Raw genomic sequence first — 15,943 nt, 5'->3', positions numbered from 1 at the left:
GGACGAACTACTGTTTATTCTGGTTGTTCAGTTTAGCTTCGAGTTCGGCCAACTGCCTATCCAGTTCACTTTCAGGGGCGGCAGAACCGTTGGCGCCGCTTCCACCAGTTCCCACTGTCTGCACCTGCTGTTGATTTGTAGATACGTAGTTATTGGCCGTACTGGTGCCAAGAGAGAGTTTGGCTTCGAGTTGTGCCAGCTCTTGTTCCGCTTGCGCATCCATTTGAGAAGCTTCCAACTCGCGGACGCGCGCATCAATGCTGGTGTTAGCGACCTCCGCTCTTGCGGCAGCCTCCGACTGCATGGAGCGAATGCGCTCCTCCACCGCACCCCACTGCTGCTCGTTGTTGCTAAACTGAAACTGATCGAGCGCTTTGTTGATCTTTATCTCGATCTGCGCCTGTTTCATTTTAGCTTTAAGCGCGAGGGCCTGCGCTGTCTTTTGGCGGATGCGGTCTTCCTCTAATTTAATGGCCGTCTTCACCTTTTCTGCAGCCTCAATGGCCTGTGCAAGGCTGGCACGCATCTGCTCAAGCGTCTGTTCATGCTGAAGCTTTTCGCGCAGGAACTGCAGAGCTAGTTCCCTATTACCTCCTTGAAGAGCGATTGCCGCTTTCTTTTCCAGATCGGCAACCAAACGCTCCTCTTTTTCCACCTCAGCCTGCAGGTTATTCTTCTGCGTAATGGCTTGAACGGCCAGTTCGCGATTTTTGATCTGGTTTTCACGCATCTCGCGAACGGCCTCATTAATAATGACCTCCGGGTCTTCCCACTGGTCAAGTTTGCCGCTTAGAAGAGCCATTAGATAGCGCCAAAATCGTTTGAACGGGTTCGATGCCATAGCAAACCATCTCCTTCCTGGGGCCTCTCGCAAAAGGCGATCCCAGGCGCTTTATGCAAGACAAGAAGCTCAGGGCAACGCTGCGGTTCTAAACCAACATACGTACGAGGCCACGAAACGTTTCATGCAGATTCTAACGGACATGCTGCTCTCTTGCCCCGATGCTCCTGCTTCCTTTTATTATCACATGTTTTGGCACGATTGTCAACTGTGTGTCAGGCAAGGTTTTGTGGACGAAGCGGTCAGCAGGAGGAGATGTATTCCTATCTGTTCCACAATTCCCCTTGTCCATGCAAAGCAAAAAAACTTACCCATCTACACAAAAATAGGAACTTTTTCCTGTGCGCCCTCGTAAGCCCCTGCAAGGGTATAATACTAAAGAGGTACCTAACCCAAAGCTGCCCGGTATTCGCTATGAGTAGGGGGCACCAGGCGCTTATTGTTTGCTTTCGGCCAAAAGCCGAACTTTACTCTATATCTCAAAAAAGTACTAGGAGGCTATATAAATGAAACGATCCCATCTCAAAGCATTTACGCTCATCGAGTTACTTGTGGTTATAGCGATTATCGCTATTTTGGCTGCTATCCTCTTTCCCGTCTTCGCCCAAGCCCGCGAACAGGCAAGGAAAATCTCCTGTTTGTCAAATATCAAGCAGCTTGGAACCGCTATAGCGATGTATACGCAAGATTACGATGAAAATATCGTTCTTGATTGCACAACCGATAATCAAACGTTCTTTGATACTTGGCAAGATCTTGTACAGCCTTATGCTAAGAACTACGCAATTGTCATCTGTCCAGACTCGCCTTATCAAGATAGTGCGAATGTGCAAACAGATTTTCAGTACTGGATGTCCTATGGAATATTTCCAACTGCGGCCTCGCTAGGCTATCCCTACTTTCTCACTCGTCAAGCCGCCTGGTTCCAGAACTATGCTTTGCCAAATGAGAAGTATGATGGTCTTGCTGGGGCTGGTATCTCTAATGGTTCGGCTTATGGTTGGCCTCAAGGTAGTTTCCCAAGCGCAACTCTTGCTCGTGTGGCAAGACCTGCTGAGTATGCCTTGCTGTTCGATAGCAATAACTTCGATGGCTGGCAAGGCGTTTATGGGATGCAAGTCGGTTTAGGATATTGTGGGGGTTGGGTTGGATATGACTATAGCTTCTTTGGGCCTCAACCTCGGCATACCGGTGGATCCGACGTCTGTGATATTAATACCAGAGCGACGGCCTATGGACAGGGAATGTTCAACGTAGGCTTTCTTGATGGACATGCTAAATCCTTCAAGCCGGGTCAGTTCTTACAAAACAATCCTGCGCAACCCGATACCCTGCTCTATCTATGGCCGAATAACTGAGTAGAGGACGCTGATGAAAAAAGAGGTGAATCCAGTTATCGCGGTTATTGTAATAGTCGTTGTTATCCTCGTATTAGGCGGTATATATTACTACCTAAACCGACCGAAAGGTGGCAGTCTGCCTTCTCCTACCCAAGCCCAACAAGGCCGCCGAATAGGTGGCAAGATACTTCCCGGTGCTGTAGGAGGACCAGGGAAACCACAGTGATCGTGCCTCGATGCTAAGCTGAAACCTATTTGAGTTGAACCGGAGTTCTCTACCAGAGAACTCCGGTTCTGTTCCAAGTTTTACTTTTTCTTCTGTTGGTGTGGATAAGAGCCTGAGATTTCTCTACACCCCTTCTCGGCTGCGCCATAGTAGATCGCTCTTATCGCACACACGCTTGGGTGTGTAGCCCGGAAGCGGGAGAATATGGGTATGGATAGCGTCGAGAATATCGGAGGGGTAGGGAAAGAAGCTCTCCTCGATCTCGTCAGGGGGCGTTATCCAGTTGCGTGCACCCACCACTATCGGAGGGGCATCGAGATCGTCAAAGGCAAAGTGAGCTATCTTGGCCGCAAACGTTTGTAAAATGCTGCCCCGCTCGCACGCATCGCTCGTTAGCAGAATGCGACCGGTCTTCTTTACGCTTTCCAGCACAGGAGCATAGTCGAAGGGCACAAGCGATCGCGCATCTATGATCTCGGCTTTGAGGTTATACTCCTTCTCCAAAATATCTGCGGCCTCTAAAGCACGGTAAAGCGTGGCTCCCACGGAAAGAATCGTGATGTCTTCGCCGGTTCGTTTCACATCTGGCTGGCCAATGGGCACCATATACCGACCCTCGGGCACGCCCTCCGCTCCATGAAACAGCTCCGGCTGGTCGTAGATGCGCTGGCTTTCGAAGAAGATAACCGGATCAGTGCCCGTAAGGGCAGCGTACATAAGTCCCTTCGCATCGTAGGGAGTGGCCGGAAACACCACCTTCAGCCCCGGTATATGGGCGCAGAGGGAGGTCCAGTCTTGACTGTGCTGAGCCCCGTATTTGCTGCCCACGGAGACCCTCACCACCACGGGCATTCGCAACAGTCCGCCCGACATCGCTTGCCACTTGGCCAGCTGGTTGAAAATTTCATCGCCGGCGCGGCCAATAAAATCACAGTACATGATCTCGACGAGAGCGCGACCTCCTTCAAGAGCGTAGCCCACGGCCGTGCCCACAATCGCGCCCTCGGCAATAGGCGCATTAAAGAGACGATGATAGGGCAGACTCTCTGTCAATCCTTGATAGACGCCAAAGGCGCCTCCCCAGTCGCGATTCTCCTCCCCATAGGCGATAAGAGTGGGGTCGGTTTCGAAGCAGTCGAGAATGGCCTCAAAAAGCGCGTCCCGAATGCCAATACAGCGCGATTTCGGGAGGGGGGTGCCATCAGGGCCGATGCCGGAGCGACTTCGGGAGGCAAGCCGCTGCACACGCGGGTTTTCCTGATGCGGAAGAAGCGTTACCGGTTTGCGTGTGTTATCTAGCGATTCCACGTGCTGATTGGAAAACATGGTCTGCTCGAGCAAGCAGCCTGGTTGAAAAAGATTGGCGCGCGGGGAGATATCGAGGTCAATTGCTTTTAAGTAAGCGCGCAGAATGGCGGTCTCAACGGCCTGTTGCATCGTCTCCAATTCGCTTTCAGTGATGAGGCCGGCCTCGAGAAGTTCGCGCCGGTAGGTGATTAGAGAGTCGATACGTTGCCACTCTTCCACCTCGCTTTTCTCGCGATAAGAGGAGGCATCGGAGGGGGAGTGACCACTGTAACGGTAGGTTACCGTATCGAGTAGCACCGGCCCTTCACCCTTCGCCAATATCTCCTTCTTGCGGGCAATGGCATCAATAACGGCAAGCGGGTTGTAGCCGTCTATGCGCTCGGCATGCATTTGGCTGGCGTTGAGGCCGGCGCCCACACGCGCTAGGATGCCAAATCCACCGGTCTCTCCAACGAGCTGACCGCCCATGCCATAGAAGTTATTAACAAAGTTAAAGATGATGGGCAAGCCTCCACGATAGGGCTCCTCAAAAAGTGTCTTGAACTGGTCCATATTGGCAAAACACATGGCCTCCCATGTGGGGCCGCAGGTGATGGCTGCGTCGCCGATATTGCAAATGACGATGCCCGGCTTACGCTGCACCCGTTTGTAGAGGGCAGCCCCTACCGAGATGTCGGCGGAGCCTCCCACAATGGCGTTGTTAGGATAGATGCCAAAGGGAGGGAAGAAGGCGTGCATCGAGCCACCCATCCCTTTATTGAAGCCCGTTTCTCTTCCAAATATCTCAGCCAAGGCGCCGTACAGCAGATAATCAATGGCTAGATTTCTAACTTCCGACTCCTTGTGAAGCGGAGGGCCTTCCGGAGCCTGCTCTATCCTCTTCTCCACCACTCGTAAGGTGGCTCCATCCCAATAGCGCTCCATGATCTGTTGGAGAGTCTCTTCCGGCAGCTTTTCTATAGCAGAAAGCCCTTTCGCCAAGATTTCTCCATGGCTGCGATGGCTGCCGAAAATATGGTCGTTCACATCCAGTAAAAAGGCTTGGCCTACGGCGGCAGCCTCTTGACCTATGGAGAGATGGGCAGGCCCTCGGTGGTTGTACGCGATTCCACGATAGCCTCCCGTTTTCTTAACGCTATCGAGCATGCTCTCAAAAGTGCGAATGATCAGCATGTCCCGATAGATGCGCACCAAATCTTCACGGGCAAACCGATCAAGCTCCTCTTTAAGCGTACGGCGGTACTGGTTTAGGGGGATAGGTGTAAACTCTATTTGACCCGCACGTCGCATTTCGTCGGGCAGAATCTTCAGCGATTTAGGCATCTTTTAGAACTCTATTTCCGTGGTATTCTCGATCGTTCTGATCGTCCTTGAAGAGAGAATACTTCATAGAGAAGGTCAAAATCAAGCTTTGTGGACGGAGAACGACTTAAGGGGAGCGAAAGCGCACAGTTTTGGTAGAGCAAGCGACATTGTTCATCTCCTGCGATGGAGGGGCGACCTGCTCATCTGTTAGGAATCTCTCTAAAACAGGGGCTTTATGCTGGATCGGGTAAACTTATTCAGCAATTTTCGGAGTTTTTGGGAAGCGATGCCTCAGCTCGATAGGCCTTCTCACCAGTTTATGCAAGATCGTCTCAGAGCCTCTTATCGCTATTGCGAACGGATCGCGCGGTCGCAAGCTCGCAACTTCTACTACTCCTTTGTGGCGCTACCACCGGAGCAACGAGCTGCCATGTGCGCGGTCTATGCGTTCATGCGCTACAGTGACGACGTTTCCGATGAGGCCGCTATCACAGACAGGTTCGATGCCATTCAGAGTTGGCGTGCTGCTCTGGATCGCGCTCTTGATGGGGATTACGGAGACAGCCTCATCCTTCCAGCCTTTCACGATACGGTCTGTCGTTATCGCATCCCCGCCCAGTTTTTCTACGAGCTTATCGAGGGCACAGCTATGGACCTTACCCATACCCGTTACGAAACTTGGGACGATCTTTACCTCTACTGTTACCGTGTGGCCTCGGTGGTGGGGTTTGTGTGTCTCCACATTTGGGGCTTCGATGCGGCAGAGGGTAAGGCCCTACGTTACGCCGAGGCTTGCGGCATTGCCTTTCAACTCACGAATATCCTACGCGACATCGGTGAGGATTACGATCGTGGGCGAATCTATCTGCCCCAGGAGGACATGCGACGCTTTTGCGTTTCTGAGGCCGATATTGGAAGCCGCTCTCTTTCCAAGGCCTTTCAGGCCCTCATGCGCTTCGAGGTGGAGCGTGCCCGTTCCTATTACGCCGAGGCCAAAAAGCTTCTGCCTCTCTTGTCGAAGGAGGCGCAACCGACGTTCGCCATCATGTACCGTATCTATAGAGGGATCTTGGATGCGATCGAACGCAACAACTACGATGTCTTTTCGCGTCGTGCGCGCGTGAGCACATGGAGAAAAGTGAGGTACGTGCTAGAGGCCTGGGTTCGTCAACACCGCTCTTTGGAGCTTGATAAGGAGAAAGAATGAATCGGTTTTTGGGGATCGGTTTAGGTCTTTTCATGGCGCTTTTTCCACTAATCGCCTCCGCAAACGACTCGATGTTTCCACCGGCTCCGGCCGCGAAACCTTTCATTGACATAGATGGAAAAGGTTTTCTTATTGACGGCAAGCGCACGTTTATTGTTTCCGGTAGCATGCACTATGCTCGTGTGCCGCGTGCTCTCTGGGCCGATCGCCTGCTCCGGATGAAACGCGCGGGGTTCAACACGGTGCAAAGCTACCTTTTCTGGAACGTGCACGAACCGGAAAAAGGGGTTTGGAATTTTGAGGGTCGAGCCGATCTCGACGCTTTTCTTAAACTGGTTAAGAAGATGGGCATGTATGCCACATGCCGTGTCGGCCCTTACTATTGTGCTGAGTGGGATAGCGGAGGCTACCCAGTTTGGCTGCGCTTTGTGCCAGGCCTGCGCGTGCGTGAGCCGAATGCGCCCTTTGAGAAAGAGGTTGGTACCTTTTTTGATAAAATTCTACCTATTGTGGCGAGAAACCAGATCAATCATGGCGGGCCTGTTATCCTCGTGCAGTTGGAAAATGAGCATCCGTTGGGGTGGGGTACCGACATGCCAAACTCCTATTTCCGGTTTTTGTATAACAAAGCTATTCAAGATGGGATTCAGGTACCGTTCTTTTTTAGCGGTCTTCATCACTCCTCTGATCCTGCCGGTGATAGGCCATGGAGCAGTGCCGGACGCACGAGCCCATGGTACTGTACGGAGTTTTGGCCGGGCTGGTACAACCTCTACGGCGCTCTGCCGCCCGATAGAGACCGGTATTTCACACGCGGCACATGGAAGATCATCGCCTATGGAGGGAACGGCTACAACTACTACATGCTACACGGCGGCTCGAACTTTGGCTATACCAACAACGATGAGGATGCAGCTAGTTATGACTACGCCGCCGCCATTGGGCAAGCGGGCGATCTGCGGCCTATCTACTATCACTTTAAGCGGGCCGCTTGGTTTGCAAGGAGCTTTGCTTCTGTCCTAGAAGACAGCGACAACACCACGGAAAACTACGCCCAATGTGTAGGTAACCCGACCATTCATGCCACGGCGCGAACGGCACCTGCCGGTACCCTCCTCTTTCTGGATAATCCTGGCAATACGGTGCAAACCACAGCGCTGTCTCTAGATGGGAAGGAGGTTGCGGCAAATTTGAAGGTAGAGCCGGGAGAAATTCGGCCTATTGTCCTCCATTACACACTGCTACCGCACATCATTCTCGAACTAGGCCTGGCGCGCATCTACGCTATCTGCCAACAGGCCAATATCACAACAATAGTGGTTAATGGCCCTATTGGAGATGGGGCAGATGAACCTTTGATATTTCGAACATCGGGGGCACCTGTTCGGCTCATTGTAGGCGAGCAGGCCATGAAAGTATCTGGAGACACCCTAACCCTCATACCGCGCTACCCAGAGGCAGGCGCCGCTGAGTATGCCTTTCAGGTGGGTAAGCAGATCGTTCGTGTTTTAGCTGTGAATGAGCAGGCGGCCGATCGCACCTGGTTTGTGGAAGCCAACGGGCGTCATTATGTGATAGTGGGGCCACGCTATGTCGGCGACGTCTTCTTAAAGCATGGGCACCTTTTCGTGAACGCAGAGCGTCCGGCCGACGTAGCTCCAGATGCTCTCGATGCCGCAAGTTGTGTGTATGGCCCCTATCTGCTCCCAAACAGGCTAACGCCGCTAGCGGTGTCATCATCCTCTTTAAACTTTCAAAAGGCACCCAAACTCTCCGGATGGCAGGCTTCATTGGCTGATCAAGAGGCGGCCACGGGCTACCCAGCAAAGGGGTGGCTTCAGAGCCGCGACCCGGTGGAGATGGGGGCGGACGGCTATAATGGGGCTTACGCCTGGTATCGTACGACGTTGGAAGTGCCGAAAGCCGGGGTGTATACGCTGCACTTTAGCGACGGAGGGGATTGGCTTGATGTCTTTGTAAACGGACACAAAGCTGCTGAAAGTCGCATCGTGCCGCGCAACGATCACCAAGTTGCCCGCGATATCACCCTAACCCTGCCGGCAGGTCGGGTTACTTTGGCGGTGCTCACCGCACATTATGGAAGGCCAAAACTGTTTTCTTATCTCGGCGCATTAGATACTGTAGATGTCAAGGGGCTAAAGGGGCCGGTGACTCTGATGGCTGGCGCTTTCCGTGGGACGCCTATCGAACAGTGGTACTGGCAGCCGACCGATGCCCACAGCGCCGTCCCTGAATCGCTGATGGGCGAGGGATGGCAGGAGGCGAAGGTAGGAGAGGATCTGTTTCATGGACGTCGCGGCTACGCTTGGGTCGTTACCTCCTTACCCAACCTTCCCGGAGCACATCATCTATTGCATTTTGAGAATGTAGACGACAATGGAACTGTCTTTCTCAACGGTAAGCTCTTGTTTCGCCATGAGGGGTGGGGCTCGCCGTTTGATGTCAATTTAGACGCAGCTTGGAATAAGCAGGGAACCAACCTATTGGCGGTTCGAGTGCAAAACACGGATGGGCCTGGAGGAATTATGGGGCCGGTGACGCTGCGGGTGCTACAGAACGATGAGGTTTGGCCGGTAGAGCACTGGGCGATGCATGGTGGCGTAGGAGAAGGAAGGTTGTCTCGCGCTCATTGGCAAACGTGGCCGGCAACGCAAGCAACCCACGTGCCAACGTTTTACCGGACGACTTTTATCACCACGCCACCTCAGGGGCTTGGCCCACATCCCATCCTGCGTTTTTCCACGCGCGGGCTTTCGCGTGGTTTCGTGTGGCTTAATGGCCATAATTTAGGCCGTTATCCTGAGAAGGTGCCTATTGACGGCTACTACTTGCCTGAATGCTGGCTGAAGCCGGGTGTGAATGAGTTGATAGTGTTCGATGAAGAGGGCAACGCTCCTGTTGAGGCGCATCTATGGATCGAGAAGACGGCAAGCAGAACGGTCTATCAACTAGAAACAAGCGGAAAACTTTCCTTCGAAGCGTCGAAAGCGCTTTCTGCTGAAAGAAGTCCGCTCAATGAGCGTGCGAAGTAGGGACGCAGGGCCTTGCGCCCCTACATTCGCATCTGTTTGGCTGGGCTGGCGGGTCGCGTTCGTGGCTGCCCCCATTGCCAGTTGACTGCTGTAAGTTAGTCCTGCGGCTTTGAGGTAGATAGGTCGGTCCTGCTAGCGCAAAGCCGCCACCTTTAGACGCATAAGTCGTTTGCTGTGACCCCTGCTCGATCGCGGGAGCCGATTATCTCATTCTTCTTCGCATTCTCCTCATCTCTTTTTTGTTGGCCGTTGTTGCGCTAAATTCGGTGTATAGGAGAGATGGCAAAGGTACAATGAGGGTATGGCACGTGCGGTGGGTTTTCTTCTTCTCACGGCACTGGCGGGGTTGGTGGCCTACTGGCTGCTGGCGCCGCGCCTTCTTCGCACGACTGCCATCTCTCAGCCCAACGGCTCCTTGCCTACAACTCATGTTCCTGCCGCCAGGTCCACACCGGCTTCGAGCAGCGCAAATATGTCAAACGGTGCCACAATACCGCCATCCAGCATTCCTCCACCGTTGAGCCAGGAGCAGCTTAACGACATAGCACGTGAAAATCAGAGGACTCCCTACTACGCCTGGCTGCGTAATAGCTCCAATGGTCTTGTACAACAAGCCTATGCCGACACCGATCGCACGGTTCTTATTGTTCAACTGGCCGGGGCCGAGCCGGACGCGCTGACCGTGCTGTTTAACAGGGCTATTGTGCCTTATGCGAACCGCTATGGCTTCCTCCATGTGCGTTTCTATGTGCCGATCTCTCCGGACAACCCTCAAGACAGACGGCTTTACGCCGAGGCGTCTCTCACCAATAACAGCTGGCAGCTCTTCTTTCAGTAAGTCAATCGGGAGAGTCTGTCGTCGTGCCTAAGAGAGTAAGTGCGGCTTGCTCAGTGGAGTGCGACCACTGGACGGGGGAAGTAAGGCGCTGAATAAGCACCATGGTGACATAGCGATGTTGAAAGCTACCGGTTAACAGGTTATGACGTCGTTCCCACAAAAGATCGGCGGCCGTACGCCCGATTTCGTACCAAGGTAGGCGAAACGAGGAGACGTTGTGAATAGCTACTTCTGGCTGATCGTCAAAACCCACGATAGCTGGCCAGCGGTTAGGGGGGATGTTGGCGGTCTGTAGAGCACGAAGAAGCCCAAGCGCCGCCGAATCGTTAGCACAGACCACGGCCGTAACGTCTTCGCGCCGTACAAGGGGCTGGGCGGCCGTATACCCGAGGGCTTCCATGGAGTAGACCTTTTCATAAGAGAGCGTTTCTGGCGGGTGGTAGGCCAGTCCTTGAGGCGATAGTCCAACCTGGAGAAGGGCCTGTTTCCACCCTTCTTCACGCTGCACAGACCAGTCGAACACGAGGTCGAGAGCGTTCTTATGTAGCCCAAGAAAGGCGATGCAGCGATGCCCTAGTTGCAGAAGATGTTGCGTTGCCCTTCGCCCCCCATCGCGATCGTCGAAGGAGACGTGATCGCACATACGGAGAAAAGCGTTTGAAGCGCGGAACTGCACCTTAGGCACCCTACGCAACTTCGCTTCTTGCGGCCAGACGGGGTTCTCCTCATCGAAATAGAAGATGCCGGCAAGCGGAGGCAGCTGCTTTTTGTGGGTGCAGTCGGCAAACACCTCGTGGGTTAAAATCAGTGTAGCGCCGCCTAAAGCGGCAATACGCTCTTCAAAGCCCTCTCGCGTTTGCCAGGCGTGCCATTGAGAGCGCTCTAAACGGCGCACCAACATAAGATAGAATTCAGAGGGGGGTTGTGTGGGAGGGCCAATAAAGGTTCCAACACGGGGTATCGTGTAGATGAGGCCTTCGGCTTCCAACTCTTTAAGAACTTGCCAAACCAACATAGCCGAAAGACCAAACGTATCGGAAAGCTCACGTACTGGCGGTAACAGCTTATTGGGTTTGGCTTGATTCCGAAGGCACTCCTCACGAATATAGGCCTTCAGCTGAGCCTTTTTATGTTCTGTCTCCCGCCGAGGCGCCATATATAACTGTCTCCTTATTCATAAAATGTGCGCGCGGGAGGATGCGCGCCCCCTTCGTTGTTAAGTAGTTAAGTAGCTGACACTTATCCATAGAGAAAAAGAGGTTGTAGGGTGCGACGCATACGTCACCCGTTCGGCGCAGGCCGTAACCAGTCGTACGGCTCGGACGCCGATGTGTCTGTCGCGCCGGCGCAAAGCCATCACACCTTTAGATGCGCGCTCGTAGGGTTACGCAAGCTGAAGCGCGCGCTCCACCTCCTCTTGCCAGGTGCCGGCTATCCGTTTACCATACGCACGTGTGCCATCATCCGTTTCAGGGCCGGTGAGGGGAATACGTCGTTCTAGAGGATAACCTCCATCGGCAGCATAGTTCCCATTATGAAAGTGGTATGCAACTCCTGCTCTTTCCCTACTGGAGTGATTCGCTTTTGTGCAATGCGGGGTGCCATAGGCGAAGAAGACGACACCGCCTGCGGGCAACTCGATAGGAATGGCCTTCTCTTCCGGTGGATAGCAGCGGATATGGTGGTCGCTTTCTGGGTCGCGGCTATGAGGGAGCTTTTCGCGGAAGGCATCCGGAATGATGTGCATGGTGCCGTTTTCTACCGTGGCCTCATGCACAGCTATCCAAAGCGCGGTACCTTTCAACGGATCTTCTAATGCAAAGTAGGCGTTGTCTTGGTGCCAATTGGTGCCAGCCCCATGATGAGCCGGTTTCAGGAAAATCTGGTCGAGATGGAGCAGCACGGGGTCTCCAATAAGCAGTCGAACGGCCTCTATCACTTTCGGTTCGAAGGGAAGCGCCCGAAAGAGGGGGCTTTTGTCAGCCATAGGGCACAGTTGAAGGTTTTGGCGTGTTTTGGAGTGGGTTTTTCCATCACCTTCCGTGGTGACGTTACGCAGCAAGCCCTCTCGCTTAAAGCGCTCGACCTCAGCCTGCATGGCGGCCACCTCACGTGGCGTCCAAAACTCAGGAAGAGCTAAATAGCCGTGCTCTTTGAAAAAGGCGACTTGCTCTGCGGTAAGCATCGTAATACCTCCGTACGCAGGAGATGACGAACTCTCATTATATCCTATTTCATTCCACGTTGACGTGGGTCCAACGCATCGCGGAGAGCGTCACCGAGAAAATTGAAGGCCATGACTGTAATGGCTAGGAGAAAACAGGGGGCTATAAGCATCAGCGGAAAGGTCTCTTTGTAGGAAAGAGCATCAAAGATCATACGGCCCCAACTAGGGTAGGGGGGCTGTACTCCAAGGCCTAAGAACGATAGAGTGGCCTCTGCGATGATCACCCCCGCGACATCTTGCGTGGTTTGTATGAGGATGGCGTCGAGCAGGTTTGGCAAAATATGACGCCAAACGATCTGCCTGTGAGGCACACCAATGGCGCGCGCTGCCTCAACGAATTCACGGTGACGTAGGGCTGCAGCCTGTCCACGTACCAGTCGCGCGAGGGGAGGCCAGCTGACGATGCCTAGCGCAAGGAACAACGTGAGCACGTTGAGGGCGGGCGAGACAGGCTGCGTTCCTGAATTGAGAATCGCCATCAACAGAATAGCCAGCAGCAGGTCGGGGAAGGCAAACATCACATCGGTGAGACGCATCAGCATTAAGTCAACTCGGCCACCGTAATAGCCGGCGATGAGGCCTAGCGGTAGGCCGATGAGCACTTCAATAAGAACGGTGACGATGCTGACCCCCAGCGAGACCCTGGAACCATAGATGAGGCGACTTAGCACATCGCGACCCAAATTATCGGTGCCAAGCCAGTGATGGCTGTCCGGTTTAGAGGGGACTGAGACGTAGCGAGCCGTATCCTCAAAGTCGTAGCGATAAGGGGCGATAAGGGGCGCGAAGAGAGCCATAAGAACTAGCACAAAGATGGTCGCCAGACAAAACCAAACCACCCGGTGACGCAGCAGTCGGCGCAGGGCTTGCCGACCCGGACTAATGGCTTTGTAGGTGGGTAGCTCTTCTGCCGTCATTGGGAGGAGCCTCCTACAAGGCGAGCGCGCGGATCGAACCACCCGTAAAGAATATCTACGAGCAGATTCACCACCACAAAGATCAACGCGACAAGTAAGGCGGTCGCCTGAATGATGGGATAGTCGCGTGCAGCGATGGAGCGCACCGATTCATAGCCGATGCCAGGCACCTGAAAAATCGTCTCTACCACAAAGGAGCCGGTTAGGAGATAGCCTAACGTCGTTCCCAAAACGGTGAGAACCGGTAGAAAGGCGTTTTTCATGCCGTGGCGCCACACAGCCTGCGCGCGCGTAAGCCCTTTGGCCAAGGCCACGCGAATATAATCTTGTTGGAGAACTTCTAAAAGCGAGGAGCGCATCATGCGTGCCACGAGTGCGGCCGAACGCGCGCCCAATGTAATGGTTGGCAAGATGGTGCTGGCCGGCGTGTCCCAGCCACTGACGGGTAGCCAGCCGAGCCGCACCGCAATAAAAAGCACAAGAAGAGGGCCGAGCACAAAGGAGGGGACAGAAACAAGCAGTACGACGACCGTCATTAAAACCCGATCGAACCAGGAGTTATGGTAATAGGCCGCGAGAAGACCAGCTGGAACACCCACAAGAAATGTGAAGAGAAAAGCCTGGAGAGCGAGTTGGGCTGTAACCGGGAAATCGCGTGCAAAGATAAGGCGAACCGGCTCCTGACCGTGTACGAACGAGCGGCCTAAATCGCCATGTAGAAGCCCGACAAGATAGGCTCCAAACTGAACAAGGATGGGGCGGTCTAACCCATAGGCGTGCTCTAAAGCGCGTCGTGCTTGGGGAGTGCCCTTGCCGCCTAGGATGATGTCAATGGGACTAGCCGGGGCAAGCCGAGCGACAACGAAGACAATGAACACAATGGCCAACACCATCGGCACGGCTACCGCAAGGCGACGTAAGATGTAGAGCAGCATAGGCTAGACCGTGGTGGTTGTGTAGGGTAGATGTCCGAGAAGACTATCACGGATGTTGTGTACGTAGGAGCGAATGAGCTCGAGATCCCGCTGGAAATAGAGGGGAACCCAAGGGCAATCGTCGAGTGCGATCTGCTCTGCTTGCTGGTACAGCGCATAACGTTTTGCACGGTCTAGCTCGCTGTCGGCTTCATCGCAGAGGGCATCAAACTTAGGGTTGCTATAGCCCACATCGTTATAGGGATGGTCTTCCATGCCGTTGACCTTATGGCTTGTGTGTAGCAGCACGGAGAGAAAATCTTGTGGGTCCAGATAGTCGGCTCCCCAGCTGGCCAGTGAAAAAGGCATCGTTTTTTGGTCGCTCTCTTTCAAAAACTGTCCCCAATCCATGCCTTGACATTGCACCGTGATGCCAAGGTTGTTTTTTAGCTGATAAGCCACTACCTGGGCGGCTGCAGCAACCTCTGGCATATCGTTGCGATAGGTTAGCGCCAGCGCCGGAAACGGCTTTCCTCCCGGCCCATAGCCGGCTTGTGCCAGCAACGCGCGCGCCTGAGTGGGGTTAAATGGTATCGGTTTGGCCGTTGGCATGTAGCCTCCCATTCCGGGAGGCACAATGCTATTGGCCGGCGTCATTACACTTTTCAGAGCCACCCGAACCACCTCCTGCTTATCAATGGCCATATTGAAGGCCACACGCACCAACTTGCTGGTAAAAGGTGAGCCGGCCGCCGCTTGGTTCAGCGCTAAATACCATATTCTCGCTCGCGGAAAGCTGTGCAGATCCGATCTCAGCTTAGGGTCTTGGTTTACGTGGTCTAGATCGGAGGGTGCGATGCCGACGAGGTCGAGGTCTCCTGCTTCATACTGATTGAGGCGCGTGGAGGCGTCGGGAAGAATGGGGCGAACGATATGAGAAAGTTTTGGGCTGCCGGCATAGTAATCCGCGAAGGCGGTGAGCACAATGCGGTAGTCGCTGCGATAGTCCTGAGGCGATGCGATACGAAACGGCCCGCAACCTACAGCCGAGGTCGCGTCAATGATGCCACCGGTGCGTTCAACAGCCTCCTTACATACGGCATAGCCCGTTGGATAGGTCATCTTATCAAGCCAATAGGATTTAGGTGAGTCGATAGTTATCTGGAGGGTATAGGGATCCAGCACTTTGACACCGGATACCTCTTTTGCTTTACCTGCCCGACAGTCCAGTGCGCCTACGATATCGTTCAGGTAGGTGTAGGCGGTTTGGGAGTTGGTTGCTGGGTTGCAAGCACGGTCGATGCTGTATTTGAAATCTGCTGCGGTGACCTCACGCCCATTGTGGAAGCGCACGCCGCGCCGAAGATAAAAGGTGTAGGTGCGTCCTCCGTTGCTCACCTCCCATCTCTCGGCTACGCCAGGCACCACCTCGCTCTTGGTATTCCAGATAACAAGCCCTTCATAGATGTTTTGCAGAAGATCAATGGTGGTACCGTCCTGAACAGTGGCGGGGTCGAGGGTGGTTGGCGGGGACGTAAGGGGATAGCGGAGTGCGTTTTGCTGCTCTGTGGCATTGTGACTGCTTCCAGTGGTGCATCCGGATAGCATGGAGAGAAGTCCACCGCTTCCGAGCAAGAGGACCTCTCGACGCGAGAGAGATACGGTTCTGTTTTCTTTGGGATGGCTGTACGACACGTAGGCGCTCCTCTGAGAGTTTGAAAGCTAAGCGCAAAGCCGCTTGTTACTTAATTATAGCGGTTTCACAGA

General features: G+C 53.9%; 11 protein-coding genes. 4 read left to right on the top strand and 7 right to left on the bottom strand.

All coding sequences use genetic code 11. The features are described 5' to 3' along the window. Positions 1-7: 7 nt before the first annotated feature. Entirely contained in the window at positions 8-841 is an 834-nt protein-coding gene (locus CCALI_RS06355) for a PspA/IM30 family protein (protein WP_016482649.1), read from the bottom strand. Positions 842-1,347: 506 nt separating this feature from the next. Between CCALI_RS06355 and CCALI_RS16610 the strand changes: the two genes are divergently transcribed. Next, positions 1,348-2,199 carry a type II secretion system protein gene (locus tag CCALI_RS16610; protein WP_016482648.1) on the top strand — a complete coding sequence of 284 codons (852 nt, stop codon included), beginning with the start codon at positions 1,348-1,350 and terminating at the stop codon, positions 2,197-2,199. A gap of 331 nt (positions 2,200-2,530) precedes the next feature. Here CCALI_RS16610 and CCALI_RS06345 read toward each other — a convergent pair whose 3' ends face one another. Next, positions 2,531-5,038, bottom strand: coding sequence for an alpha-ketoacid dehydrogenase subunit alpha/beta (locus CCALI_RS06345; protein WP_016482646.1), 2,508 nt, complete (start codon positions 5,036-5,038; stop codon positions 2,531-2,533). A gap of 217 nt (positions 5,039-5,255) precedes the next feature. Here CCALI_RS06345 and CCALI_RS06340 point away from each other — a divergent pair, with 217 nt between their 5' ends. The 3 genes from CCALI_RS06340 (at position 5,256) to CCALI_RS06330 (ending at position 10,118) form a co-directional block, all read left to right on the top strand. Further along, the gene (locus tag CCALI_RS06340) at positions 5,256-6,227 is read left to right on the top strand and encodes a phytoene/squalene synthase family protein (protein ID WP_197409327.1); all 972 of its coding nucleotides are present in this window, start codon (positions 5,256-5,258) and stop codon (positions 6,225-6,227) included. Beyond that, on the top strand, positions 6,224-9,280 hold the full coding sequence (locus CCALI_RS15035) for a beta-galactosidase (RefSeq protein WP_016482644.1): 3,057 nt from the start codon (positions 6,224-6,226) through the stop codon (positions 9,278-9,280). The genes CCALI_RS06340 and CCALI_RS15035 overlap by 4 nt, the downstream gene beginning before the upstream one ends. Positions 9,281-9,581: 301 nt before the next feature. After that, positions 9,582-10,118, top strand: a complete 537-nt coding sequence (locus tag CCALI_RS06330; RefSeq protein ID WP_016482643.1) for a hypothetical protein — start codon at positions 9,582-9,584, stop codon at positions 10,116-10,118. A gap of 1 nt (position 10,119) precedes the next feature. Here CCALI_RS06330 and CCALI_RS15030 read toward each other — a convergent pair whose 3' ends face one another. The 5 genes from CCALI_RS15030 to CCALI_RS06305 form a co-directional block, all read right to left on the bottom strand. Next, positions 10,120-11,274, bottom strand: coding sequence for a GntR family transcriptional regulator (locus CCALI_RS15030; RefSeq protein WP_016482642.1), 1,155 nt, complete (start codon positions 11,272-11,274; stop codon positions 10,120-10,122). 228 nt (positions 11,275-11,502) lie between these two features. Beyond that, complete coding sequence (locus CCALI_RS06320; RefSeq protein WP_016482641.1) at positions 11,503-12,303, bottom strand: phytanoyl-CoA dioxygenase family protein; 801 nt, start codon at positions 12,301-12,303, stop codon at positions 11,503-11,505. Between the two features lie 44 nt (positions 12,304-12,347). Next, positions 12,348-13,262, bottom strand: coding sequence for an ABC transporter permease (locus CCALI_RS06315; RefSeq protein WP_016482640.1), 915 nt, complete (start codon positions 13,260-13,262; stop codon positions 12,348-12,350). Continuing rightward, the gene (locus CCALI_RS06310) at positions 13,259-14,197 is read right to left on the bottom strand and encodes an ABC transporter permease (protein WP_016482639.1); all 939 of its coding nucleotides are present in this window, start codon (positions 14,195-14,197) and stop codon (positions 13,259-13,261) included. Before CCALI_RS06310 ends, CCALI_RS06315 begins: the two co-directional genes overlap by 4 nt. A 3-nt stretch (positions 14,198-14,200) precedes the next feature. Then, complete coding sequence (locus CCALI_RS06305; RefSeq protein ID WP_016482638.1) at positions 14,201-15,871, bottom strand: peptide ABC transporter substrate-binding protein; 1,671 nt, start codon at positions 15,869-15,871, stop codon at positions 14,201-14,203. Between the last annotated feature and the right edge of the window lie 72 nt (positions 15,872-15,943).

This window comes from Chthonomonas calidirosea T49, assembly GCF_000427095.1.
Lineage (GTDB): Bacteria > Armatimonadota > Chthonomonadetes > Chthonomonadales > Chthonomonadaceae > Chthonomonas > Chthonomonas calidirosea.
This window is presented reverse-complemented; position numbering and strand designations above follow the sequence as displayed.

Bases quoted from the DNA above. Each gene is read 5' to 3' on its own strand.
- CCALI_RS06310 (WP_016482639.1), bottom strand. From the start codon at position 14,197: ATGCTGCTCTACATCTTACGTCGCCTTGCGGTAGCCGTGCCGATGGTG.
- CCALI_RS06345 (WP_016482646.1), bottom strand. From the start codon at position 5,038: ATGCCTAAATCGCTGAAGATTCTGCCCGACGAAATGCGACGTGCGGGT.
- CCALI_RS06355 (WP_016482649.1), bottom strand. From the start codon at position 841: ATGGCATCGAACCCGTTCAAACGATTTTGGCGCTATCTAATGGCTCTT.
- CCALI_RS06320 (WP_016482641.1), bottom strand. From the start codon at position 12,303: ATGCTTACCGCAGAGCAAGTCGCCTTTTTCAAAGAGCACGGCTATTTA.
- CCALI_RS15035 (WP_016482644.1), top strand. From the start codon at position 6,224: ATGAATCGGTTTTTGGGGATCGGTTTAGGTCTTTTCATGGCGCTTTTT.
- CCALI_RS06330 (WP_016482643.1), top strand. From the start codon at position 9,582: ATGGCACGTGCGGTGGGTTTTCTTCTTCTCACGGCACTGGCGGGGTTG.
- CCALI_RS06340 (WP_197409327.1), top strand. From the start codon at position 5,256: ATGCTGGATCGGGTAAACTTATTCAGCAATTTTCGGAGTTTTTGGGAA.
- CCALI_RS06315 (WP_016482640.1), bottom strand. From the start codon at position 13,262: ATGACGGCAGAAGAGCTACCCACCTACAAAGCCATTAGTCCGGGTCGG.
- CCALI_RS15030 (WP_016482642.1), bottom strand. From the start codon at position 11,274: ATGGCGCCTCGGCGGGAGACAGAACATAAAAAGGCTCAGCTGAAGGCC.
- CCALI_RS16610 (WP_016482648.1), top strand. From the start codon at position 1,348: ATGAAACGATCCCATCTCAAAGCATTTACGCTCATCGAGTTACTTGTG.